The organism is Streptococcus oralis (genome assembly GCF_003942585.1).
Taxonomy (GTDB): domain Bacteria; phylum Bacillota; class Bacilli; order Lactobacillales; family Streptococcaceae; genus Streptococcus; species Streptococcus oralis_BE.
Genome location: NZ_RJNK01000001.1, coordinates 652,525 through 677,156 on the forward strand (window position 1 = coordinate 652,525; position 24,632 = coordinate 677,156).

Annotated in this window: 23 protein-coding genes, 1 pseudogene, 1 riboswitch and 2 other annotated features; of the genes and pseudogenes, 6 read left to right on the forward strand and 18 right to left on the reverse strand. The window is 42.3% G+C overall.

What is annotated here, in order from left to right:
• Positions 1–417: 417 nt before the first annotated feature.
• Positions 418–1,563: a low temperature requirement protein A gene (locus D8862_RS03390; RefSeq protein ID WP_000209242.1), complete on the forward strand. Its 1,146-nt coding sequence runs from the start codon at positions 418–420 to the stop codon at positions 1,561–1,563.
• 520 nt (positions 1,564–2,083) lie between these two features.
• On the opposite strand, the gene D8862_RS03395 is transcribed toward D8862_RS03390, so the two are convergent.
• Together D8862_RS03395 and D8862_RS03400 are read right to left on the reverse strand one after the other, a co-directional pair.
• Positions 2,084–3,343 (reverse strand): S41 family peptidase, encoded by a 1,260-nt coding sequence (locus D8862_RS03395; protein WP_125448679.1) that lies wholly within the window; start codon positions 3,341–3,343, stop codon positions 2,084–2,086.
• 79 nt (positions 3,344–3,422) lie between these two features.
• The gene (locus D8862_RS03400) at positions 3,423–3,878 is read right to left on the reverse strand and encodes a GNAT family N-acetyltransferase (RefSeq protein WP_125448680.1); all 456 of its coding nucleotides are present in this window, start codon (positions 3,876–3,878) and stop codon (positions 3,423–3,425) included.
• A gap of 71 nt (positions 3,879–3,949) precedes the next feature.
• Between D8862_RS03400 and D8862_RS03405 the strand changes: the two genes are divergently transcribed.
• Positions 3,950–4,609 carry a prepilin peptidase gene (locus D8862_RS03405; RefSeq protein WP_125448681.1) on the forward strand — a complete coding sequence of 220 codons (660 nt, stop codon included), beginning with the start codon at positions 3,950–3,952 and terminating at the stop codon, positions 4,607–4,609.
• Here the strand turns inward: D8862_RS03405 and trpA are convergent.
• The 14 genes from trpA to D8862_RS03485 all read right to left on the reverse strand — a co-directional run bounded on the left by trpA (position 4,581) and on the right by D8862_RS03485 (position 19,431).
• Positions 4,581–5,357, reverse strand: coding sequence for a tryptophan synthase subunit alpha (gene trpA / locus D8862_RS03410; RefSeq protein ID WP_125448682.1), 777 nt, complete (start codon positions 5,355–5,357; stop codon positions 4,581–4,583). The two genes, D8862_RS03405 and trpA, sit on opposite strands and share 29 nt — an antisense overlap.
• The gene (gene trpB, locus D8862_RS03415; RefSeq protein ID WP_125448683.1) at positions 5,350–6,573 is read right to left on the reverse strand and encodes a tryptophan synthase subunit beta; all 1,224 of its coding nucleotides are present in this window, start codon (positions 6,571–6,573) and stop codon (positions 5,350–5,352) included. Before trpB (D8862_RS03415) ends, trpA begins: the two co-directional genes overlap by 8 nt.
• Positions 6,551–7,150, reverse strand: coding sequence for a phosphoribosylanthranilate isomerase (locus tag D8862_RS03420; protein ID WP_185760824.1), 600 nt, complete (start codon positions 7,148–7,150; stop codon positions 6,551–6,553). Before D8862_RS03420 ends, trpB (D8862_RS03415) begins: the two co-directional genes overlap by 23 nt.
• Positions 7,137–7,904: an indole-3-glycerol phosphate synthase TrpC gene (trpC, locus tag D8862_RS03425; RefSeq protein WP_125448685.1), complete on the reverse strand. Its 768-nt coding sequence runs from the start codon at positions 7,902–7,904 to the stop codon at positions 7,137–7,139. Before trpC ends, D8862_RS03420 begins: the two co-directional genes overlap by 14 nt.
• Positions 7,901–8,905: an anthranilate phosphoribosyltransferase gene (gene trpD, locus D8862_RS03430; RefSeq protein WP_125448686.1), complete on the reverse strand. Its 1,005-nt coding sequence runs from the start codon at positions 8,903–8,905 to the stop codon at positions 7,901–7,903. The genes trpC and trpD overlap by 4 nt, the downstream gene beginning before the upstream one ends.
• A 10-nt stretch (positions 8,906–8,915) precedes the next feature.
• Positions 8,916–9,482: an aminodeoxychorismate/anthranilate synthase component II gene (locus D8862_RS03435; RefSeq protein ID WP_125448687.1), complete on the reverse strand. Its 567-nt coding sequence runs from the start codon at positions 9,480–9,482 to the stop codon at positions 8,916–8,918.
• 2 nt (positions 9,483–9,484) lie between these two features.
• Positions 9,485–10,840 (reverse strand): anthranilate synthase component I, encoded by a 1,356-nt coding sequence (trpE, locus tag D8862_RS03440; protein ID WP_125448688.1) that lies wholly within the window; start codon positions 10,838–10,840, stop codon positions 9,485–9,487.
• Between the two features lie 71 nt (positions 10,841–10,911).
• Positions 10,912–11,137, reverse strand: a binding site (T-box leader).
• Positions 11,134–12,312, reverse strand: coding sequence for a tryptophan synthase subunit beta (gene trpB / locus D8862_RS03445; RefSeq protein ID WP_045592556.1), 1,179 nt, complete (start codon positions 12,310–12,312; stop codon positions 11,134–11,136). Its footprint overlaps the feature before it by 4 nt.
• A 161-nt stretch (positions 12,313–12,473) precedes the next feature.
• Positions 12,474–12,705, reverse strand: a binding site (T-box leader).
• Between the two features lie 34 nt (positions 12,706–12,739).
• Complete coding sequence (locus tag D8862_RS03455) at positions 12,740–13,969, reverse strand: DegT/DnrJ/EryC1/StrS family aminotransferase (protein WP_185760825.1); 1,230 nt, start codon at positions 13,967–13,969, stop codon at positions 12,740–12,742.
• Positions 13,970–14,011: 42 nt separating this feature from the next.
• Positions 14,012–14,704 carry a sugar transferase gene (locus D8862_RS03460; RefSeq protein ID WP_125448691.1) on the reverse strand — a complete coding sequence of 231 codons (693 nt, stop codon included), beginning with the start codon at positions 14,702–14,704 and terminating at the stop codon, positions 14,012–14,014.
• A 104-nt stretch (positions 14,705–14,808) separates the two neighbouring features.
• The gene (locus D8862_RS03470) at positions 14,809–16,551 is read right to left on the reverse strand and encodes an ABC transporter ATP-binding protein (protein ID WP_125448693.1); all 1,743 of its coding nucleotides are present in this window, start codon (positions 16,549–16,551) and stop codon (positions 14,809–14,811) included.
• Positions 16,541–18,289, reverse strand: a complete 1,749-nt coding sequence (locus D8862_RS03475; protein WP_125448694.1) for an ABC transporter ATP-binding protein — start codon at positions 18,287–18,289, stop codon at positions 16,541–16,543. The genes D8862_RS03470 and D8862_RS03475 overlap by 11 nt, the downstream gene beginning before the upstream one ends.
• A 54-nt stretch (positions 18,290–18,343) precedes the next feature.
• Positions 18,344–18,979 (reverse strand): DUF421 domain-containing protein, encoded by a 636-nt coding sequence (locus D8862_RS03480; RefSeq protein WP_125394676.1) that lies wholly within the window; start codon positions 18,977–18,979, stop codon positions 18,344–18,346.
• Positions 18,976–19,431 (reverse strand): DUF3290 family protein, encoded by a 456-nt coding sequence (locus D8862_RS03485; RefSeq protein WP_033606256.1) that lies wholly within the window; start codon positions 19,429–19,431, stop codon positions 18,976–18,978. The genes D8862_RS03480 and D8862_RS03485 overlap by 4 nt, the downstream gene beginning before the upstream one ends.
• 133 nt (positions 19,432–19,564) lie before the next feature.
• Here D8862_RS03485 and D8862_RS03490 point away from each other — a divergent pair, with 133 nt between their 5' ends.
• The 4 genes from D8862_RS03490 to D8862_RS03505 all read left to right on the forward strand — a co-directional run bounded on the left by D8862_RS03490 (position 19,565) and on the right by D8862_RS03505 (position 22,982).
• Entirely contained in the window at positions 19,565–20,392 is an 828-nt protein-coding gene (locus tag D8862_RS03490) for an exodeoxyribonuclease III (RefSeq protein ID WP_125448695.1), read from the forward strand.
• Between the two features lie 11 nt (positions 20,393–20,403).
• Complete coding sequence (locus tag D8862_RS03495) at positions 20,404–20,790, forward strand: bleomycin resistance protein (RefSeq protein ID WP_125448696.1); 387 nt, start codon at positions 20,404–20,406, stop codon at positions 20,788–20,790.
• Positions 20,791–20,922: 132 nt separating this feature from the next.
• A riboswitch (purine riboswitch) is annotated at positions 20,923–21,018 on the forward strand.
• Between the two features lie 120 nt (positions 21,019–21,138).
• Complete coding sequence (locus D8862_RS03500) at positions 21,139–21,720, forward strand: xanthine phosphoribosyltransferase (protein ID WP_125448697.1); 582 nt, start codon at positions 21,139–21,141, stop codon at positions 21,718–21,720.
• Complete coding sequence (locus D8862_RS03505) at positions 21,720–22,982, forward strand: nucleobase:cation symporter-2 family protein (protein ID WP_125448698.1); 1,263 nt, start codon at positions 21,720–21,722, stop codon at positions 22,980–22,982. Before D8862_RS03500 ends, D8862_RS03505 begins: the two co-directional genes overlap by 1 nt.
• A gap of 45 nt (positions 22,983–23,027) precedes the next feature.
• Here D8862_RS03505 and D8862_RS03510 read toward each other — a convergent pair whose 3' ends face one another.
• Both D8862_RS03510 and D8862_RS03515 read right to left on the reverse strand, forming a co-directional pair.
• The gene (locus D8862_RS03510; protein WP_125448699.1) at positions 23,028–23,936 is read right to left on the reverse strand and encodes a type II restriction endonuclease; all 909 of its coding nucleotides are present in this window, start codon (positions 23,934–23,936) and stop codon (positions 23,028–23,030) included.
• Between the two features lie 172 nt (positions 23,937–24,108).
• Positions 24,109–24,632: pseudogene (locus D8862_RS03515) on the reverse strand (hypothetical protein); the annotation flags it as partial.

Sequence of the window (24,632 nt, forward strand, 5' to 3'; positions counted from 1 at the left end):
TAAGTTTTAACCTTTCTTGGTTAGATAAAAAAAGAACCATACAGTTTAGAATCTGTATGGTTTTTGCCCCACTTTTGTCCCATTTTTAAATCATGACATTGAAAATACCTAAAATCACTTATATTTCAATATTTTTAATTGCTCTCAATATGAAAGTCCTTTCCAAATCCCTGTAGGGGGCATCTAAATACAACAGGAAAAAGCCTTGATTTACTAGGCTTTTTTGTGTAGTCTTAGCACTAAAAAACGATAGAAAAAACACCCCTTCTGAACTGCACCCCAAAAGTTAGACAGAAAAAACCTAACTTTTGTGGCGCAGTTCATTCGCGTCACATGAAGTTATTTAAGCATCTCCCTTTCTCTCATTACCATTTTCTGTTATAATAAATTGTACTTCTAAAATAGAAAGGACTTAAGATGACAACTCTTATTAAACATAAACGTGTAGAATTTTCAGAACTTTTTTATGACCTAGTTTTTGTTTTTGCAATTTCAAAAGCAACTGCTTTAATTCACCCTCTTCATAGCGGTGTTGTGGCTTGGGATTCTTTACTTGATTTCTTCATCTCTGTCATGGTTATCATCAATTCCTGGATGATTCAAACCATTTATACCAATCGCTATGGAACAAACTCGTTATTTAACATGGTAATCATGTTTATCAACATGGGACTTATGCTCTTTATGTCCAATATGATTGGATACAATTGGCAACAATGGTTCTATTATACCTGTTGGGCTGTTGGTACATTGACCCTTACCTTATTTTTTCAATATTTGGTTGAATTTTTTAGAAAATCAACCGATAATACTGATCGGGAAAGTATCAAAGGTTTTCTATGGTTAACAGGTCTAGGAAGTTTAGGAGTCTATCTGGCAGCTCTTTTTCCTATTTACGTTGGAGTCTATATCTTTATTGCTAGTATTCTGCTAACATTTATTGTGCCAATTTTCTTGATTACTAAAGATGAGCATTTCCAGGTAAATCTTCCCCATTTAATCGAGCGCGTCTCCCTTCTTGTGATTATTACGTTTGGAGAGATGGTTGTTGGGCTAGCTAGCTTCTTTACAGTCGAGAATTTCTCGATTTATTCGGTTCTCAATTTCGTTATCATGCTTTCCCTGTTCTTGTTTTATTTTGGCGAATTTGACCATGCTATTGATGAAGGATCTAGTCAAAAGGGATTATTTGTAATTTATAGTCACTATCCTATTTTCATCGGGCTTATGTTGATGACAGTTTCGATGGGTTATCTCCTGAATCCCGAGGCTAATCTTCTCGTTGCAATCAGCTTCTTTTATATCGGAATTGGCCTCTTCCAAGCTGCTGTCCTAGCAAATGGGCCCTATAACAAAAACTATCTTCGCTATCCGAGAAGTTACTACTGTGCTCAAGCGACACTCTATCTGGCTGCCTTGATTCTCTCTTTGCTTTTCGCTTCTAATCCTATAACAGTGTTGAGTATTGCAACCATTTTTACTCTAGCTATAGCCATTCATTTTATTTATTTTTATGTGACACAGAATAAAAAATATTCCAAATCTAACTGGGGGTTCTTTTAATGAGTTTATAGCATTAAAAAAGCCTTGGTTTTCCAAGGCTTTTTTTTCATTAATTTGTTTTTCCATTTTATCCTCCGATTTGATCTCGCACTGACATTTATTTATAACAAAACTATATATCTAGAATAGCATAATCATTAGGTATTATAGGTTTTCAAACAAAATACGAGTCATTCGTTTTTGCCCCACTTTTGCCCCATTTTTAAATCCTGACATTGAAAACACCTAAAAGTATTTCCCTAAAATCAGCTATATTTCAACATTTTTGTTTATTTTCAATATGAAAAGTTCTTACAAATCCATGCAGGGGGCATCTAAATCAACAGGAAAAGCCTTGGTTTACAAGGCTTTTTTGTATCCTCCCTACTTTTATTCCATCAACGGATGCTCAAGATATATTTTATGTGTAAAAAATTCTTTTGCCCCTCAGTGATACAATTATTTTACTCAATTACAAACAGATCAAAAGCAAAAGAATTAGCTCTATTTCATACAGAACTAAGTCTTTTATTTAAACAATCTAATGTTTCCTCTTCATCTCAATCAACTCCAGACATTTATCTAGATCTACATCTCGTTCAAAATGTGCAGGAGTCCAAGGGACTTCTATATCAGGAAGAACACCTTTGTCCGTCATCCCTTTGCCTTTATCTATAGCCAACCAGCGAGAAGTTGGGAACATCAAAAAGTAATCATCATAATCTACCTTGCAACAATTTGAATAGTCTAAAATACCAAGCGTTGGACGGCCGATAACTGTCACTTTCTTAAAATCCTTCATCATCTTGACAAAATTATCTCCTGATGATGCACAATAAATATCCGACAAAACAAAAATCTGCTCTGGATAGTGACCACCCTTAACACCTGGGAAAAGCTCGTCTTGATCATCCTGATACCGAACATAGCCTTTCCCTCGATTTTGGAGTAAATTATTACGAAAATCTTCAAGCAGTTTCACCGTATCAGGACTGATATTTTCTTGTTGAAGCCATGTTTCAAAGTCTTTTAAGCGTCGATCGACATTTCCTTCTGTATAGAGAATTTCCATTCCATCATCCTGTAAATCAAAAGTATCATAGCCTTCCCCTTCCTCCAAGCCAAGATGTAAGAGCGGAAAATACAAAGAATCCGTGCCCCCATTGTTGTAACGGACATCTATAATAAGAGTTTCTGTCTCAGCAATCTTCTGCAAACACTCTTGGTATAAACGGTTAATCGCTTCTTCATCCATAAAATTATCTAAGCGTATATAGAGGATATCTGACTCCAACTCTTTCCAAAAAATCTGAGCTTTTTGAGCTTGCTGGCTAGCACGAACTGTAATAGACATCTCCTGCCCATCTCGAAAGACCGTCACTTGCTCTGCCATCAGTAGCAAATCTGCCCATTCTCGGTATCGTCTTTCTGGAGTCAGACTAATAAAGTAATTTGGGTGTTGCAAAGCTACTTGCTCCAAACTCATCCCGTCCAGACTGAGGATTCGATCCCCCACCTGGAGACCTGTATCTTGGTTTGCTTCCTCAACAAACATTTCCTGCTCACTTATCCTCAAAAGAAAACCTTTCGGACCTGATTTTTTATTATGGAAAGAAATATGCCCAATAATCCCAAAACTAGCAAGATAAGTCCTGACTTGATAAAGAAATTCTTGCTCAGTCATATCATCTGTAATCTTTTCTAGAAAAGGCTGAGGGTTGCACCCTTTGCGATCTTTTACTGTAGATGAATCATGTGTCATAATCCAAACAATGTCTTTAAAAATATCTGTTTTTTTCATACGAGCCATTCCTTCTAACTTTAAAATAGTATAGCCTTCTTCACAGCGAAAAAGGAGTTTTTACTACAAAGTCAATCTGCTATCTCCCCTTCTTCATAATGTATTTTCGTATAGGTGTTTCAACCATTTGAACGATTTCAAATCCTTCTTTTTGATAAAGATTGTAAGCTGTTTGATTTGCCTCGTAGACATTTAGAGAAATAGTATCTATGTCTTCATTTTCAAAGGCCAAACTAACAAATTTCCTTAAAGCCTGGCTACCTAAGCCTTGCCCCTGTTTCTGGGGGTTGATAAAAAATCTCCCGATATGAAGATTTCTGTCTTCTAGCCTGATTTTCTGGATAGTCCCCACAAACTCTTGTCCATCAAAGATTGAAAAGATTCCTTCCAAATCTTGCAAGACTTGAATTGTCAAGGGAAAAGGAATCATTGTTCCCATCCATTGTTCTTGAAAGGATTTGCCGAGGGAGTTGGACCATTGGCATACGAATTGAGCGTTTTCTGTACTCACATTTTCTTCAAAACGAATTGTCATCTTTTTTCCTCACCATCTTATCTGTGTTTCTCCATTATACTACTTCTCCTATTTTTTACGAATAGATAAGTATGATTGATCTTTATTTTTTTCTTGTCGGGAGCATTCTCGCTTCCTTTCTCGGTTTGGTCATTGACCGTTTTCCAGAGCAATCCGTTATCAGTCCAGCCAGTCACTGCGATTCCTGTCAGACTCGCTTGCGTCCGTTAGATTTGATTCCTATCCTCTCGCAGGTCTTTAATCGCTTTCGCTGTCGCTACTGTAAGGCTCCTTATCCAGTCTGGTATGCCTTATTTGAATTGGGCTTGGGATTCCTCTTTCTGTCTTGGTCTTGGGGCTTTCTTTCCTTGGGTCAAGTCATCCTGATAACTACTGGCTTGACCTTGGGCATCTACGACTTTCGCCATCAGGAATATCCTTTACTGGTCTGGATTGTCTTTCATCTACTCCTAATGACCTGCTCTGGCTGGAATCTGGTCATGGTCTTCTTCCTTGTTCTCGGAATTTTGACCCATTTTATTGACATCCGCATAGGAGCAGGGGATTTTCTCTTTTTAGCTTCCTGTGCGCTCGTCTTTAGTGCGACAGAGTTGCTCATCTTGATTCAGTTTGCTTCTGCGACGGGGATTCTGGCCTTTCTCCTCCAAAAGAAAAAGGAAAGACTTCCTTTTGTGCCTTTCCTCTTGCTTGCTGCTTGTGTAATTATTTTTGGTAAGCTACTGCTTGTTTGATAAAGTTCTGAATCGGCTCTCTTTGGTGGAGAGCTTTTACAATTTTCGAACCAACGATAACACCATCTGACACCGCATTGAAGCGTTCTACATCAGCTTGACTAGATACACCAAAACCTGTCAAGACTGGGATGTCTGCTACTTGATGCAATTGTGCCAAGTGCTTGTCCAAGTCTGCACGGTAATTTCCTGACTTCCCTGTCACCCCGTTGATGGCAACGGCGTAGACGAAACCTTCCGTTCCTTCAATCAATTCTTTCTGACGCTCCATTCCTGTTGTCAAACTAACTAGAGGAATCAAGGCGATGTCTGTATCTGCCAAAAAGGGCTCTACAAAATTGGCATGCTCATGGGGCAGGTCTGGGATAATCAAGCCCTTAACCGCTGTATCTGCCAAATCTTTGACAAAGTTCTCCACACCGTACTGAAAGAGGGGGTTGAAGTAGGTCATAATGACCAGGGGAACCTCTGTTTCAATGGTTTTCAAGGTTTCAACCAAAGCCTGGGTAGAGGTCCCGTGGGCTAGACTGCGCAAGCCAGCTTCTTCAATAACAGGCCCATCTGCAACAGAGTCTGAAAAGGGAATGCCCACTTCAATTGCGGAAACACCCAAATCTTCTAAAAAGTGAATTGTTTCAGCGAGTCCATCCAAACCTTTCTCGTGGTCTCCAGCCATGATATAGGGAACAAAAATTCCCTTTCCAGCTGCTTTTATAGCCTTTAATTTTTCTGTTAGTGTCTTAGGCATGAGCTTCTCCCTTCTTTGCTGCGTCTGCTTCCAAGCGGTCTTTAACTTGAACTACATCCTTGTCCCCACGACCCGATAGACAGACAATCATGGACTTGTCTGGTCCAAGTTCTTTGGCCAATTTTACCGCAAAGGCAATAGCGTGGCTAGATTCCAAGGCTGGGATAATCCCTTCCACACGAGACAAGAGTTGGAATCCTTCCAAGGCTTCCTCGTCTGTCACAGGAACATAGCTGGCACGTTTGATATCGTGGTAGTGAGAATGTTCTGGACCGATACCAGGATAGTCCAAACCTGCTGAGATAGAGAAGGCTTCAAGAATTTGACCATGGGCATCTTGAAGCACATCCATAAGGGAACCGTGAAGGACACCTGGTCGACCCTTGGTCAAGGTAGCTGCATGGTGTTCTGTATCCACACCAAGCCCTGCTGCCTCAGCCCCATACATAGCAACTGACTCATCTTCTACAAAGGGATGGAAAAGACCGATAGCATTAGAACCACCACCAACACAGGCTACTAGGGCGTCTGGCAGATCTTGACCCGTCAAGTCACGGTACTGTTGTTTAGCTTCTCGACCGATGACACTTTGGAAGTCACGAACGATTTCTGGAAATGGATGAGGCCCCAAGGCAGAACCAAGGATATAGTGGGTATCATCGATATTAGCCACCCATGAACGAAGGGCTGCATTGACCGCATCCTTGAGCACGCGCGAACCATCTGTCACTGCCTCTACCTTAGCTCCCAAAAGCTCCATACGGAACACATTGAGGGCTTGTCGTTTAACATCTTCCTCACCCATATAGATGGTACATTCCATGTTAAAGAGGGCTGCAGCTGTTGCAGTTGCCACACCATGCTGACCAGCACCCGTCTCAGCGATAATTTTCTTTTTGCCCATACGTTTGGCAAGCAAAACTTGTCCCAAGGCATTGTTAATCTTGTGCGCGCCTGTATGGTTGAGATCTTCCCGTTTGAGATAAATCTTGGCTCCACCGATATGCTGGGTCAAGTTTTTTGCGTAGTAAAGGGGAGTTTCACGACCTACATACTGGAGCAAGAGTTGGTTTAATTCTTCTTGGAAACTTGGGTCTGCCTGACTTTCACGGTAGGCCTTTTCCAACTCCAAAACTGCTGTCATCAATGTTTCTGGGACAAAACGTCCACCGAATTTTCCATAAAATCCATCTTTATTTGGTTCCTGATATGCCATGCTTTACCCTCCCTATAAATCTTCTAATCTTTTCATGATCTTTTTGTCCATCTGTCTCCACTCCGCTTGATACATCTACTGCATAGGGAGTAAAGTGTTGAATTGCTTTTACTACATTGTCTTCCGTAAGCCCACCTGCGATAAAAAAGGGCTGAGTTAGTCCAGCTGTATCCAGTTGGCCCCAGTCAAAGATCTGGCCACTCCCTGCCACAGGGGCATCAAAGAGGAGATAGTCTGCCTGAGAATTGGATACATGACCCTCTCCATCCACTTGAACAGCCTGAATGCTGGTACAAGGCAAATCCTCAAACAAATCATCCGCCACCTGACCATGAATCTGTACCAAGTCCAAGCCAACTTTGTCAATCGCTTCTAGCAGTTCTGCCCGACTTGGCGAAACAAATACGCCAACCTTTTTTACGTCTGAAGGAATGAGCTTTGCCAACTCAGCAGCCTGATCCAAGGCCACCTGTCTTTTACTAGGTGCAAAGACAAAACCAATGTAGTCCGCTCCTGCTGAAACGGCTGTTTCCACCGCTTCCTTGGTCGATAGTCCACAAATCTTAACCTTTGTCAATCTGCAACTCCTTGATTCTCTGGGCCACATCTTCTGCCTGCATGAGAGCTGTCCCAACTAAAATTCCGTTAAAGTATGGTGCTACTCGTTCCGCATCTTGCCCTGTGAAAATAGCCGATTCAGAAATATACAAACAATCTTCTTTAAAGTGTTTAGCCAAGTCTACACTGGTCTGCAAATCAACTTCAAAGGTGGTCAAGTTGCGGTTATTAACTCCGATAATCTGAGCACCAAGTCTGTGGGCCACTTCCAGCTCAGCTAGATTATGAGTCTCCACCAAGACTTCCAGACCAAGCTCTGTCGCGTAGTCGTAAAGTTCCTTGAGACGTTCTTCTGACAAGGCTGCCACAATGAGCAAGATGACTGTCGCACCTGCATTGCGGGCACGGATAATTTGCTTTTCGTCGATAATAAAGTCCTTGTTGAGCGTCGGAATCTGCACCCGACTGGAAATCTCTCGTAGATAGTCCAAATGCCCTTTAAAGAAAACTTCATCTGTCAAAACCGAAATCATCACTGCGTCGTTTGCTTCATAGGTCTGGGCCTGTTGCACAATATCCACATCGAGATTGATATCTCCCAGACTAGGGCTAGCTTTCTTGACCTCAGCGATTACCTGCAAACGGTCACGGTGATTCTTCAAAAATTCTGCCAAGCGATAGGTCTGGCGCAAGGGCTGGACTTCCTCCAGCTCCATCTGCTCGACCTCACGCGCCTTCTGCTCTAAGATTCGTGCTAAAAATTCCTGACTCATTTTTGGTACTCCTGTAACAGTCTGAGTTTTTCAAGGGCCTTGCCACTAGCAATTACTTGACGGGCCAAGGCAACTCCTTCCTTGATACTAGCTACCTTACCATTAGCATAGAAACCAAGACCAGCATTTAAAACTGTCGTTTCCAAGAATGGACTTGGTTCGTTTTGAAGAACGCTGAGCAAAATTTCTGCATTTTCCTGAACATTCCCTCCACGAATATCTTCAATAGCGTAGCGTTCCATCCCCAAATCCTCTGGAGTGAAGCTTGACAAGGTGATTTCGCCATTTTCAAGAAGAGCAATCTTGGTTGTTCCGTTCAAGCCAGCTTCATCCAGCCCTTCTGGTCCAGCAACCACGATGGCACGTTTGCGACCCATATTTTTCAAAACTTGAGCTGTGCTTTCTAGAAGTTCTGGACGACTAATGCCAAGAAGCTGTGTTTCCAAGGCCATTGGGTGAATCAGTGGACCAGTCAAGTTCATGATTGTTGGAATTCCCAATTCCAAACGAGCTGGCATGATGTATTTCATAGCTGGGTGCATATTTTTAGCAAAGAGAAAGACGATGCCAGTTTTATCAAAGACCTTACCTAGTTCAGCTGGTTTGAGGTCTAGGTTAATGCCCAAGGCTTGAAGGACGTCTGCCGAACCCGATTTAGAAGAAATCGAACGGTTACCGTGCTTGGCCATATGAACACCGCCACCAGCCAAGACAAAGGCTGCAGTTGTGGAAATGTTAAAACTGAAAGACTTGTCCCCACCTGTACCGCAGTTATCCATGGCATCATGAATTTCAGTTGGAATGTGTTGGGCATGTCCTCTCATGACTTGGGCAATGGCTGTGCGTTCTTCAGGTGTTTCCCCCTTCATCTTAAGGGCCAAGAGGAGAGAAGCAATCTGCGCTTCGGTTACACGTCCAGTTACGATACGCTCAATGATATCCGTCATTTCCACACCTGATAAATTTTCAAATTTTGCTAGTTTTTCAATAATCTCTTTCATCCTAGTTTCCTCACTTTACAACCTTCTCGATAAAATTCCGAATAGAAGACAAGCCGTCTGGCGTTCCGATACTCTCTGGATGGTACTGGAAACCATAAATTGGAAGAGTTTTGTGTTGAATTCCCATAATGGCTTGGTCATCGGTCGAACGAGCTGTCACTTCAAAGTCTTCAGGCATCTCTTCAATTAAAATACTGTGGTAACGCATAACCGGACGCTCATCCTCGATGCCCTGATACAGAACAGATGGCGCTTCAAAGCTGATAATGCTCTGTTTCCCATGCATGACTTTGGGAGCCAAACCTAGTTTACCGCCAAAGACTTCTGCGATGGCTTGGTGCCCCAGACAAATCCCAAGAATCGGCTTTTTGCCAGCAAAGTCACGAATCATGTTCTCCATCTTACCAGCATCAACTGGCCAACCTGGACCAGGAGAAAAGACCAGACCATCTGCTTTTTCAGCTTCTTCATATAGCTTAGGATCATCATTTCTCAAAACCTGAACTTCTGCAAAATTCCCAATGTATTGAGCCAAATTATAGGTAAAAGAATCATAGTTGTCAATCAATAAAATCATGGTCATAGTTCTCCAATTCTAGTCATAGATTTAGCCTTGTTAATGGTTTCTTGGTATTCGTTTTGGGCAATAGAGTCATAGACAATCCCTGCCCCAGCCTGAACATAGGCTGTTTGATTTTTGAGAATCATAGTTCGGATGGCGATAGCGAAATCCATATCACCAGTCGCAGACAAGTAGCCGATTGCTCCTGCGTATACACCGCGTTTTTCCGTCTCCAGTTCATAGATGCGTCTCATGGCCCGAATCTTTGGTGCTCCTGAAACTGTTCCAGCTGGAAGTGTAGCTTTCAAAGCATCCATGGCAGTGAGGTCTGGAAGCAAACGTCCCTTGACCACGCTGGTCAAATGCATGACATAGCGGAAGAGCTCCACTTCCATATACTTGGTGACTTGAACACTGGCTGTTTCAGAGATACGACCAATATCATTACGTCCCAAGTCTACTAACATTCGATGTTCTGCTGTTTCCTTCTCATCAGACAGGAGGTCTGTCGCCAAGGCCTTGTCCTCTTCATCCGTAGCTCCTCTTGGTCGCGTACCTGCAATCGGATTGGTTGTCACGATGCCATTTTTAACAGAAACCAAACTTTCTGGACTAGCTCCGATGATTTGATAATCCCCAAAATCATAGAAATAGAGGTAATTAGAAGGATTGGTCACGCGGAGATTTCTGTAGAAGTCAAATGGATTTCCAGTAACTTCTGCTGAGAAACGCTGGCTGAGCACGCATTGAAACATATCACCATTACGAATCAAGTCACGAGCGGTTTCCACCATTTCCTCAAACTTCTGAGGAGCGATATGCGGTTTGAAGTCGAGCGGAGATAAATCCAAGTCTTCAAATTCATTTGGAGCAGGGATGCGTAATTCCTCAAGCACTTGCTTCAAAGCTTCTTCCAAATCTTCTTGACTGCGATCACTATAGAGAGCATCCTCGATGACATGAATTTTTTCTTTCTTGTGGTCAAAGACCATATAACTCTCATAGACAAAGAAATGCATGTCTGGCGTCCCAATGGTATCTTGAGGGATTTGACCGATTTCCTCATAAAGCGAAATCATATCGTAACCAACAAAACCAATAGCTCCCCCACCAAAAGGTAGGTCTGAATGGTGCTGGCTCTTATGAGTCACTTCATAAAGGAAATCCAAGGGATCCCGATTAATCACTTGACCATTTTGATAAAGGACTCCATTTTCAAACTTAATCTCAAAAACTGGATTATAGGCTAGGATAGAAAAACGAGCGGTTTCCTTGTCTCTCGGAATACTCTCTAAGATCACCTTGTGTTGCCCCTTTAGGCGCATATAAGCCAAGATTGGTGATAAGACATCTCCATGAATGATTCGTTCCATTGTAATTTTCCTTTCAGTTCTACTTAAATCTCGTAGTGACTCTACAAAAAATCCCCACGCAAAATAACTTGCGTGAGGACGAAATTCGCGGTGCCACCTCAATTATAGGATTTCTCCTATCTCTCATTCCTGTCTCAGAACCTTCCTGTAACAGGCTGTGCGATAAAGGGCACTCCCTTGAGAATTATGTTTTCTTCTCTCGTTTCAAATGGACCCAACCTTACAGCTTTCTCTGCTTGTTTCCAGCAACCACAAGCTCTCTGTGAGAGAAAAGACTGTAATTTTTCCATCTTTTATTTTTTAGCTTCTAGGTAGTCTGCAATCGCAGCTACATCCTTGTCTCCACGACCAGAGACATTGATGATGATGATCTCATCTTTACTTAGTTTCGGTGCACGTTTAACCGCTTCTGCGATTGCGTGCGAACTTTCAATCGCTGGGATAATCCCTTCAGTCTTGCTTAGAAGGAGCAAGGCTTGAACAGCTTCTTCATCTGTCGCTGCTACGTATTCTACGCGGCCTGAATCTTTAAAGTAGGCGTGTTCTGGGCCAACCCCTGGATAGTCCAAACCAGCTGAGATAGAGTAAACTGGCGCTAGCTCTCCATCTTCCTTAAAGACTGCATAAGTCTTCATACCGTCGACAATTCCGACACTACCTTTTGTCATAGTGGCTGCGTGCTTGTCTGTGTCAAGTCCGTGACCGGCAGCTTCGACCCCAACCAATTTGACTTCTTCATCAGCCACATACTGTGAAAAAGCACCGATAGCATTAGAACCACCACCTACACAGGCAATGACGTAATCTGGCAAGCGTCCTTCTTTTTCCAAGATTTGACGACGTGATTCTTCACTAATCACTTTTTGGAACTCATGAACAATAGTTGGATAAGGGTGAGGCCCCACAGCAGATCCCAAAACGTAGAAGGCTTCAAGGTCATTCATCCATGCTCCAAAGGCTGCATCGACCGCATCCTTGAGGGTACGAGTGCCTGTTTCAACTGCGTGAACAGTTGCTCCCATCATCTCCATACGGAAAACATTGAGACGTTGACGCTCCACATCCTCTGCCCCCATATAGACATCACAGGCCATACCAAACTTGGCTGCAGCTGCTGCTGTCGCAACACCGTGCTGACCAGCTCCTGTTTCTGCAATCACTCGCTTTTTGCCCATACGTTTGGCAAGAAGAATTTGACCTAAAACGTTGTTGAGCTTGTGAGAACCCAGGTGGTTAAGGTCTTCGCGCTTGAGATAAATCTTAGCCCCACCTAAGTGATCTGTCAAACTTTCCGCAAAATAAAGCGGTGTTTCACGACCAGAATAATCCTTCAAGTAATGGCGAAATTCTGCCAAAAATTCTGGATCATCCTTGTACTTGTCAAAAGTCACTTCTAACTCATCCAACAAAGCCTGAATTGGCTCCGGTACAAAACTACCACCAAATTGTCCAAAATAACCTTTAGTTGTCATAAAATTTTCCTCTTTCTGTATGAATTCGGCTTTTGGTTTGCTTTTAGTAGTAGGCAAGGAGCTGCAAATAGACCTCTAGTTCATCAAAGCGACTTAACGTCCTAATAAAAGATAAACAAAATGACCGAAAGAAAAAAGCCCACACACGGAATCTACTTCCATGTGAGGGCGTTGGTAACGCGGTGCCACCTCAATTATAAAGGGACTATTCCCCTCTACATCTCTGCCTTGTCTAACAACAAGTTGCACTGTAAGGTGTGCGCACCGAATTTTCATTGTTTCAAATTCATTTTTAAAATCAGCCCACTTTCACTACTTCCAACCACCTGTTCACAATCACCACAGGCTCCCTGAAGATCAAAAATAGTTACTTTTCTGATTTATTGAGAATATTATATGTTATTGTTCTATCTTTGTCAAGATTTTTTTATGATTTTTTTCCAGAACCAAGGATTTCTTCGGAAATTCTCACCAAAGTCTTAACGATATAGTCTACTTCTTCATCGCTTAATTTTGTATGAAGAGGAAGCGTAATTTCATTTTCAAAGAAGGCATAGGCTCTTGGATAATCTGCCATATCAAAACCAAGATTCTTATAGGCTGTCAAGAGAGGAAGCGGTTTGTAGTGGACGTTACTTGCAATTCCTGCTTTGGCCAATTCTTGGATAATACGATTACGCTCTTCTAGACTAGCACCTTCTACATGGGTGATGTAGAGGTGACGACAAGATTCGACAGTATCAGTCTTGTGTGCTAATGGATGGATGCGAGAACCAGCAAAACCACGATCATAACGGTCTACGATTTCCTTACGACGTTGTAGCAAAGCTGGGTAACGGTCCAATTGTACCAAACCAATCGAAGCCATGATATCAGTCATGTTACACTTGTAGGCCGGCGTTACGATATCGTATTCCCATGAACCCAGTTGCATCTTGGCAAGGGCATCCTTTGTTTGACCATGAAGGGAAAGGATTTGGAATTCCTTATACATCTCTTCATCGTCAATCGCTGGATTGGCTTTCCAAGTAGCACTTCCTCCCTCAGCTGTTGTAAAGTTCTTAACAGCATGGAAAGAGAAGGAAGTGAAGTCAGCGATAGAACCAGCAGGCTGTCCTTTGTAAGTAGATCCCAAAGCATGGGCACTATCAGAGACAATCACAATGCGGTTAAAGGCCTTTTGCCACTTGCTTGAAGCGGTAAAGAGATCGCGTTTTTTCTCCACGACTTGGAATAAACGGTCATAGTCGCAAACAATTCCTGCAAGCTCTACTGGAATGATAACCTTAGTCTTTTCAGTAATGGCTTGCTCAAGCAAGTCATAGTCCATCTCAAAAGTATCTGCTTGGATATCCACCATGACAGGTGTTGCTCCTACGTGAGTGATGACACTACATGAAGCTGTATAAGTCATAGCTGGAACGATGACTTCATCCCCAGGTCCCACTTCCAAAACACGCAAAATCAACTCAAGGGCGGCAGTCGCAGAGTTGAGGCAGACAGTCTTAGGTGTCTGTGTGTATTGGGACAAGCGACGCTCCAGTTCTTTTGTCTTAGGACCTGTTGTGATCCAACCAGAACGTAGGGTATCCGCTACTTCAGCAATTTCAGCTTCCGTAATATCGGGTGGTGAAAATGGAATATTGTAATTTGGCATTGATTTGCTCCTTTTATCTGTACTCATTTTCTCATGACTACTTTATTTTAGTACTTCAAACACGGTTTGAAACATGATTTTGATGTCTCCAAGGAAACTAAACTCTCGGAGATAGGCGAGGTTATAGCGCATCTTTTCAGGGAGAACGTGTTCGACATAGGCTTGGTCAACTGACATACCTTTCTCCGTCATTTGACTGATGATGGTATCCTCATCCTTGTAGTTGATGCTGGCTGGAGAGGTAATCCCTGCGGGTAAGAGCAAGGTCGCCATCATTTCAGGGCTATACTGCTCTGTGTAGCGTGGCACTTCAGGTCTTGTACCTACAAAGGACATTTCGCCTTTAAGGACATTGACCAACTGAGGCAGTTCGTCTAAACGAACACGGCGGATGAAATTCCCAACCTTGGTAATGCGGCTATCGTTAGCTGAAGTCACCAGACTTCCTTTTTTATCCGCGTCCGTCACCATGGTACGGAACTTCCAAATCTTGAAGCGACGGTTGTACTGGGTCACGCGCTCTTGCTTATAAATAACTGGCCCCTTGCTATCCAACTTGATCCAAATGCTCAAGACAAGAAAGACTGGAGAGGTCAAAATTAGCAAGACCACGGCCAAAAACCAATCCAGGCAACGCTTGAAAACCAGCGAACCTTTCCTTTTAGAGACAAGCTGGTAGTAAGACTCAACCTCGCTTGATTGCATTTCCACGGGCAAGTCTTCCCATTTCAGCATGCTGTTTCTCCTTTGTTTTTATTATACTATTTGTCAACATTTTTCATTATACCACAAAATAGAAAAGGCGGTGCAAGAAAGCTGTGATTTGGAAGAATTCTTCTTTATGATAGGGCACCTGCCTGCAAACGATACATCTTGTGATAGGTTCCTCCCAAGGTCAAGAGTTCCTCATGGGTTCCACTCTCGATGATGCGCCCCTTGTCCAAAACGTAGATACAGTTGGCGTCTTGAATGGTAGAAAGGCGATGAGCAATGGCAATGGTCGTCCGCCCCTGTCTCATTTTTGCCAGAGAAGCTTGAACCAGACTTTCTGTTTCCGAGTCAATATTGGCTGTCGCTTCATCCAAAATCAGGATTTTAGGTTGACTGGCGACTGTTCTGGCAAAGGCAAGAAGCTGACGCTGTCCAGTAGAAAAGCTCGAACCACGCTCAGACACAGGTGCATCATAACCCTGCGGAAGGTCCTGAATAAAGGAATCTGCATCCACAAAGGCAGCCGCAGCCTGTACCTGCTCATTACTAATCTCTTGGTACATGGCGATATTGGACTTGATAGTCCCATGATAGAGGAAGGGATCCTGCAAGACCAGTCCGATGTTTTTTCTCAATTCTTCCTGACTGTAATTCCTGATATCCACATCATCCAAGAGAACTCGCCCTGACTGAAATTCATAAAAACGCATGAGGACATTGATAATCGAAGATTTCCCCGAACCTGTATGTCCTACAAAGGCAATGGTTTCACCCTTCTTAACCGAAAAGGAAATATCATCCAGAATCTGGTGTTTGCCGTCATATGAGAAACACACATGTTCAAAACGGATATTGCCTTCTTTGACTTTAGCTTGCCCATCTTCTTGAAGAGGCTCATAGGTCCTCTCGTCAATCAAGGCAAAGACACGGCCTGCAGATACCATGGAAGTTTGAAGGGTTGAAAAGTTTTGCGTCACCTCAATCAAGGGGTCAAAGAGGCGATTGATATACTGGATAAAGGCATACATGGTTCCTGCTGTTATTCCCAGATAAAGCCCACGGTAGCCAAAATAGGCCATCAAGACTGTATAGCCTAGGAGTTTCAGCAAACTCATGGCAGGTCTCAAAAAGAGGGCATCCAAGGCTACAGATCGGTTAGCATAGATCAAGTGTTCTTGGTTGATTTCATCAAATTCTGCCTGCAGTCGCTTCTCTTGATTAAAGGCTTGAATAATTCTGATTCCTTCGATACTTTCTGCTAGCTTGCTATTGATATCCGATAAGAGACTTCTGGTTTTTTCGATGATTTTCACCGATTTTTTCCGATAGAGATTGACCAAAAGAAAAATCAAGGGGAGAAAGAGCAAGACCAAAGCAGTCAAACGAAAATCCAACACCAACATGGTATAAAGGGTTGTCAGAAAGATAAATACTGCTGAGATAAAACTGGACAAAATCCCTGAAAACATATCGCTGATGGTCTCGGTATCATTGGTCAAACGAGAGACGATCGAACCAGCTGGAGTCTTGTCAAAATAAGACATGCCTAGTTTTTCCATATTAGCAAAGGCATCGCGACGAATATCTCTGACAATACTGTAAGACACGCGCGCAAAGAGAAGATTGCCAACATACTGAACTAGAGTTTGTAGGATGTAAAGACCATAGTAGACTAGCAAAACGGTCACGGCAAGTTGGTTGAGATTGCTGAGATACTGGTCGATAAAGTGGGAAGCTACAAGGGGAATGATGCTTTTAATGACCGTAGTCGCTAGGAGAAAACTAAGTGCCAAAAAGGTCAGGAGGCCATAAGGCTTGAGATAGGACATCAAGCGCTTCAATACAGTCCATTGTTCTTGCTTATTCTGCATCTTCTTCTCCTTTCATTTCTAACTGCTGAGACTGGTAGGTTTGGGCATACCAGCCATCCATGGCTAGCAGTTCTTCGTGCCTGCCCCGTTCGATAATTTGACCATTTTGCAGAACCAAGATCAGATCTGCATGGACAACTGCACTGAGGCGATGGGCCGTGATGATGGTTGTCTTGTCCTTACGCGTTTCCTTGAGATTGTCGATAATCGCATACTCTGTCTTAGCATCCACGGCTGACAAGGAATCATCTAAAATCAAGATATCAGGGTCTAAAATCATCGCCCGACTCATAGCCAGACGTTGCTTTTGCCCACCAGAAAGACTGACCCCCTTTTCACCGATCAGCGTATCAAATCCCTGAGGCATGGCTACAATATCTTGATAAACTTGGGCTAGCTTAGTCGCCTCCTCAACTGCTGAAAGTGGTAAATTAGGATTGCCAAAGCGGATATTGTCCATAATCGAAGTCGCAAAGAGGAATTGATCCTGAGGAACATAGCCCATGAGACTGCGAAGGTCCGTCAGACGATAATTCCGAATATCATGACCGTTTAGATAAATGGCTCCCTTATCCACATCGTATTCTCGCAAGAGAAGTTTAATCAAGGATGTTTTCCCAGAGCCTGTCTGCCCGACCAAGCCCAGAGTTTGCCCTTTTTCCAAACTAAAGTAAATATCCGTCAGTGTCTCCTCATCTTCAAAAAAGGCAAAGCTGTCAATAGCGTACTCCAAGCGCCCATTTTCAATACCGTCCAGAGGAATCTCGGGGTCTTGTACAGGTGATTCCTGAGACAAGAGTTCCTCAATCCGCTGGTAAGAAACCTTTCCTCGCTGAGTGATGTTAAAGAGGAAGCCGATAGCCATAAGAGGCCAAACTAGCATATCCAAGTAGCTGATAAAGGTAACTAGATTACCAACTGTAATCTGTCCCTCCTGAACCATCAAGGAGCCGACCAAGAGGGTTAACACATAGGATGAACCAACAAATAAGAGAACCATAGGGTCAAAGAGACTATCGTATTTCATGGTTTGCAGGTTCTTCTGGAAGGTCAATTCATTGACTGCCTGAAAGGACTTCAACTCGTCCGCCTGATAACCGAAAGACTTGGTCACTTTAATACCTGATACAGACTCCTGTACCTTGTTATTAAGTTCGGAAAAGGCAGCTTGGGATTCGCCAAAGGCCTTGTGGGTCTTTCTCCCTAGACGACTGGTCGCATAAGCCATGAAAGGCAGGGGAAGAATGGCAACCAAGGTCATCTGCCATGAAATGCTAAAGAGCATGGTCAACAAGGTCACTAAAGCTGTGATTGAGGCATCAACCGCTGACATAACCCCTCCCCCTGCCAGACGCGTTAAGGCATTGATATCGTTGGTTGCGTGTGCCATCAGGTCCCCCGTCCTATAGGTTTGATAAAAGGCTGGAGACATTTTTGTGAAATGCTCAAATAAGCGAGAGCGCATAATCTGCCCCAGACGGTAGGAAGTCCCGAGGATATACATACGCCAAACATAGCGCAGATAGTACATCCCAAAGGCTGCAAGAAGCAAGTAAAATAGGGCAAGAAGGAGGTCCTGCTGGGTTAATTGCCCCGATGTGATGGCATCAATGACCCTCCCCATAACCATTGGGGGAATGAGGTTGAGGACGGAAACCAAGACCAGAGCCACAATCCCGACTAAATAACGGCGTTTTTCTAACTTGAAAAACCACCAAAGTTTTTGAATAATGGACATAACATCCCTTTCTGATTGCAAATAGAAACCTGAGGCCAAGACCCCAGGTTTTTCTTATTCATAGGTTACGACTGTGACCGCACCCTTGTCATACTCAGCGATAAAGATATTGGCCACATTGTCATGCCCTTGTTTGCTGAGATTATCAAGCAACCACTCTTCGCTACGGTCAATATATTCCAAAACATCGACTTGGATCACACCGTCAGTCACAACTGGATACTTAGGATTTTCATCTCCCATTTGGACCACGATGAGTTGGCCATTTTGCTCATGCACAGCTCGTTTGACCTGTTTCATCTGGAAAATTCCTTGGCTACGGAGCTTAAGTGCTACGTCCGCTGCTGATAAACCAACTGAACGACAGGCTTCTGGATCAATCTGCCCATTTTTGATAAGGAGAGTTGGTTTTCCATCAATCAAGCGTTTGACAAAACGAACATTGTTATTGAGCCACTTGAGGGTCAAGACCAAAATCGTCCACATCATCAAAATCACTGCGTACTGCAGAATGCTGATTGAACTATTGTAAATCACCCCACCGATGATCCCCCCGAGTACATAGTTCTGAATTTGGTCTGTAGCAGAGTTAGGTGCTAGATTCCCCTTTCCTGTCACATTAATAACAAAAACAAGAGAGAAAAGACCCAAGGCCAGTTTGATTAAAATTTCCATATAATTGAGTGTCATTTGTTTACCTCCACCAATTCAATAGCGTCTGTTTGATGCAATTCTAATTTCTCTAAAAGATACTTGTCTGGTTGGCTCCCGTTCATGGCACGATAGAAATTTGAACCTACCTTGATAAGTGCTCCATCAGTGGCTGCAGAAGTATTGACATAAACTTCTGATTTATCCACTCCCAAGTCTTTGGAAACAACCTCTATGAAATGAAGGGAAGTTTGAAATTGGTTGTTAGAGGCTTGATTGGTCTGGTATTTTGAGATTGTTACCAAAAGCATGGCTACCAAGGTCAAGGCCAAAATCATGACCAATTCCCGAAACTTAGTCCCCTTTTTATCTCGATAGGCTTTAAAAGCAAAAAATCCTGTGATAGCTAGGAGCACAATCCCAAAGCCAATCATGATGCCATTTTGCTGACCAATTTGGCTGAGGACATAGTCATATGAGTAAAATTTCATTTATTTTCACTCCCTTTCATATAATCATTCTTAATTATAAACGAAAGAGGGTGATTTTTCAAACCATACGTTGGGGAAATAGGCCTTTTTTTGGTATAATATAGTCTATAATCTCAATGAAAAAGGTAACTTTATGAAACTCATCTCATGGAATATTGATTCCCTCAATGCAGCCCTAACGAGCGACTCAGCTCGCGCCAAACTGTCACAGGAAGTCCTACAAACCTTGGTAGCTGAAAATGCCGATATTATCGCTATCCAAGAAACCAAACTATCTGCCAAAGGTCCTACTAAAAAACACTTGGAAATTTTAGAAGAGCTCTTCCCAGGCTACGAAAACACGTGGCGTTCTTCCCAAGAACCTGCCCGCAAAGGCTATGCTGGAACCATGTTCCTTTATAAGAAAGAACTCACGCCTACTATAACTTTCCCAGAGATTGGTGCCCCGTCTACCATGGACTTGGAAGGTCGTATCATCACCTTGGAATTTGATGCATTTTTCGTAACGCAAGTTTACACTCCAAACGCTGGCGATGGTCTCAAACGTTTGGAAGAGCGTCAAGTTTGGGATGTGAAATATGCTGAGTATCTAGCTGAGTTAGACAAACATAAACCAGTCCTTGCGACGGGTGACTACAATGTAGCCCACAAGGAAATCGACCTTGCAAATCCTGCCAGCAACCGCCGTTCACCTGGATTTACAGACGAGGAACGTGCTGGTTTTACCAACCTTTTGGCAACTGGATTTACTGACACTTTCCGCCATGTTCACGGTGATATTCCAGAACGCTACACTTGGTGGGCGCAACGCAGCAAAACTTCCAAAATCAACAATACAGGCTGGAGAATCGACTACTGGCTGACCAGCAACCGAGTGGCTGACAAGGTGACTAAGTCTGATATGATTGACTCCGGTGCGCGCCAAGACCACACACCCATTGTCATGGAGATTGAACTCTAAGGAGAAAACGAATGGACTATCAAGCTGTCATTCCTGAATTTGTAGTATCTGACCTCGAAAAGTCACGCCACTTCTACTGCGACTTGCTGGGATTTTCTGTCGAATACGAGCGTCCAGAGGAGAAATTTCTCTTCCTCTCGCTTGAAGACTGCCAACTTATGCTAGAAGAAGGCAGCACAGAAGAATTAGCCCAACTAACCTATCCTTTCGGGCGCGGTGTCAATATTTCCTTTGGCATTGAAGATGTCCCTCAGCTCCACCAAAAACTGCTGGAAGCTGACTATCCTATCCATCGTCCGCTAACAAAAAGAGAATTTCGAGTAGGAGATAGCTTTATATATCCCCATGAATTTGCGATTTTGGATCCTGATGGTTATTTTATAAGATTTAGCGAATAAAATAATAGAAACCTACAATACTGTATCGTGTTGTAGGTTTCTGTTCGTTCGCTTTTTTTATCCAAATCCTAACAAAACATTTGATTTCTAAAGCTATTTAGTGTAAAATAATGACATTAACGCTTTGACGTTCTATTATAGTACCATTTTACTTGTTTATGTCGTGAATTGGCACGACGTTTCTACAAGGTGCCAGAACACCTAACAATGAGTATGTCAGCTGAAGGTATAGTGTTGGCCATGCCTATTTTGGGGACTTACTTAGGGGATTAAGTAGGTCCTTTTTCTATTTCTTGCTAGAAACTCTAAACAAGCAAATGAAGCATCTTTTAGACTTTAGGAGGTCTTATGAAATTATTAGAAGAGCGCATCCTTCAGGATGGGCATATCTTGGGTGACAACATCCTCAAGGTAGATTCCTTTTTAACCCACCAGGTTGACTATCGTTTGATGCGGGAGATTGGTAAAGTTTTTGCGGAAAAATTCGCTTCTGCTGGCATTACCAAGGTCGTAACCATTGAAGCGTCAGGCATTGCCCCAGCTGTTTTTACAGCTGAAGCCTTAGATGTTCCCATGATTTTCGCAAAGAAAGCTAAAAACATCACCATGAACGAAGGCATCTTAACTGCCGAAGTCTACTCCTTTACCAAGCAGGTGACTAGCACGGTTTCCATCGCAGGAAAATTCCTCTCACCTGATGACAAGGTCTTGATTATCGATGATTTCCTAGCCAACGGACAAGCTGCCAAAGGCTTGATCCACATCATCGAACAAGCTGGAGCAAAAATCGAAGCTATCGGAATTGTTATCGAAAAATCCTTCCAAGATGGTCGTGACTTGCTCGAGAAAGCTGGCTATCCAGTTCTATCACTCGCTCGTTTGGAACGTTTTAAAAACGGTCAGGTCGTATTTAAGGAGGCAGATCTCTAATGCAAAAACAAGAAAAACACTCGCAAGCAGCCGTTCTTGGCTTGCAGCACTTACTAGCCATGTACTCAGGATCTATCCTAGTTCCTATTATGATTGCGACAGCTCTTGGCTATTCAGCTGAACAGTTGACCTACTTAATTTCCACAGATATCTTCATGTGTGGGGTAGCTACCTTCCTTCAACTCCAACTCAACAAACACTTCGGTGTTGGACTACCAGTCGTTCTCGGAGTTGCTTTCCAGTCAGTCGCTCCTTTGATTATGATTGGTCAGAGCCACGGTAGTGGGGCCATGTTTGGTGCCCTTATCGTTTCAGGGATTTATGTGGTTCTGATTTCAGGCATCTTCTCAAAAGTGGCCAATCTCTTCCCATCTATCGTAACAGGATCTGTTATTACCACGATTGGTTTAACCTTGATTCCTGTCGCTATTGGAAATATGGGAAATAATGTCCCAGAGCCAACTGGTCAAAGTCTCTTGCTTGCAGCCATCACTGTTCTGATCATCCTCTTGATTAACATCTTTACCAAAGGATTTATCAAGTCTATCTCCATTTTGATTGGTCTGGTTGTCGGAACCGCCATTGCTGCTAGCATGGGCTTGGTTGACTTCTCTCCTGTTGCAGCAGCACCACTTGTCCATGTCCCAACTCCCCTCTACTTTGGGATGCCAACCTTTGAAATCTCTTCTATTGTCATGATGTGTATCATTGCAACGGTTTCTATGGTTGAGTCCACTGGTGTTTACCTAGCCTTGTCTGATATCACAAAAGATCCAATCGACAGCACGCGCCTTCGCAACGGTTACCGAGCAGAAGGTCTGGCCGTACTTCTCGGAGGAATCTTTAACACCTTCCCTTACACAGGATTTTCACAAAACGTTGGTTTGGTTAAATTGTCAGGTATCAAAACCCGTCTGCCAATCTACTATGCAGCTGGTTTCCTAGTCCTCCTTGGACTCCTTCCTAAGTTTGGTGCCCTCGCCCAAATCATTCCGAGCCCTGTTCTTGGAGGTGCCATGCTGGTGATGTTTGGCTTTGTTTCCCTTCAAGGTATGCAAATCCTAGCCCGCGTTGACTTTACTAACAATGAACACAACTTCCTTATCGCCGCTGTATCAATCGCCGCTGGAGTAGGTCTAAACAATAGCAATCTCTTTGTCAGCATGCCAACAGCCTTCCAAATGTTCTTCTCAAACGGAATCGTCGTAGCCAGCCTACTCGCCATTGTACTCAATGCCGTATTAAATCGGAAAAAGAAATAAGAAAAAGAGGTGTGAGCCTCTTTTTTGTATATAGCTAATGAACAATCATTGTAAAAATAAATCAGCTAAAAATCCTTCTCTTAACATTTCTAAATTAAATACATTCGTAATATGGCTAAATGCTTCTGCTAGTGGTAAGTGGGCTGTTTTCCACCCTTGACCATCAGTAACCCAAACAAATTCAACATCGTCATCTGAGGTAATAACAAATTGACTAAGTTCAGTAAACTCTCCAGCCACCGCTTTTAATTTACTTCCTCCTCCGCCATAGTAATTCGTTTCAATCAGCCAAACCTTATGTTTTTCTCGGGAATAAACTGCAACATCAAATCTCCTCTCAGACTTATCAACAGGTACTTTAATCCCCCACTTATCCATAATAAATTGGGCTGTAGCTTGAGATTTCCATTCCAGTTTTTGTTTCTGAGAAATTTTTGCTACATGTCTCTCTAAAATCCCCTCCATGGTTGTTCCACTTCGGTTTTTTCGTGCATTGCTGTCTAATCCAGTCTCTACTCCATAAACATAATCAACTAATGAACGATTAGCATGTTGTTGTAAAAAATTTAGTAAACCAGATTGCTCAATAAATTTCATGTAATCATCTATCCTACTAGTGTCTATCGTTTTGAAATCCAATTGCTCAAAAGACATATTATCGTTTTCATCTATTGCTAAAACATCTAAAACTTTATCACGACTTGCAAGCAAGCTAGGAATTGCTTTTAACAAATTAGGTTGTTTAGTGAACAAGTGTAGTGCTTCTAAATAGATATCATCCTTACCAATTAAGTAGTTTAATGTATTCAACTCTACTTCATACTTCTTGGTCTCACGTTCCACTTTCTTCCAGTTTACATAATACTCGGGAGTACGATTGGTTACTGAAAGAGTATTTAAAAATTGTTTTAATCGGTCTTCATATGAAGAAGAAATATATTTTTGTAAGTTCATTACCGACACTCCTTACACCAAGATTGATTTCTAATATTATCATTCCCCATGTTACGGTATCCAAAATCATCAATCGACTTTTCTTCACCACAATGGGGACATTTTCTCGTTACCATACCATTGTTATAACCATCTGCATTAATTGTGACCTTTACCATTAATATATTCTCCTTTAACAATAATTTTTGTTATTATTCAATTCAATTCGGTCTTTCTCAATTTCATTTGTAAAGTACCATTCCTCTAATTCCTTCTTAGGAATAAATAGAGCTCCATTGTTAAACGCATTTGATTTAACCAATCTTTTTAATTCTTTTTCGTTATCAAATAAAACTTCTACATACCTGCCAAAGCAATGCACACGTCCTTTATAGTTATTAGAGCCAATAATTTTAGGATAGTTCAATTCTTCAATAACAGCAATATAGCTAATTATATTAATTAATTCCTGAAAATTATACTTTCCTATACTATCTAATTCATGCAATACTACTTTTAGAGAGTTGACTCCTTTCTCTACAACTTCACAATTAAAGTTATTCATTTTTGCTTCTGATATTTTACACAATTTCCCATCATATATAAAGTAGTCTTTTAAAAAAATATTAACACTTGTTAAAGGATGTTTTGCTATAGTTTTCAAAAATATATAAATAATGTTCTTTACTAAACTGACTTCATTTTTTGATTCTACAC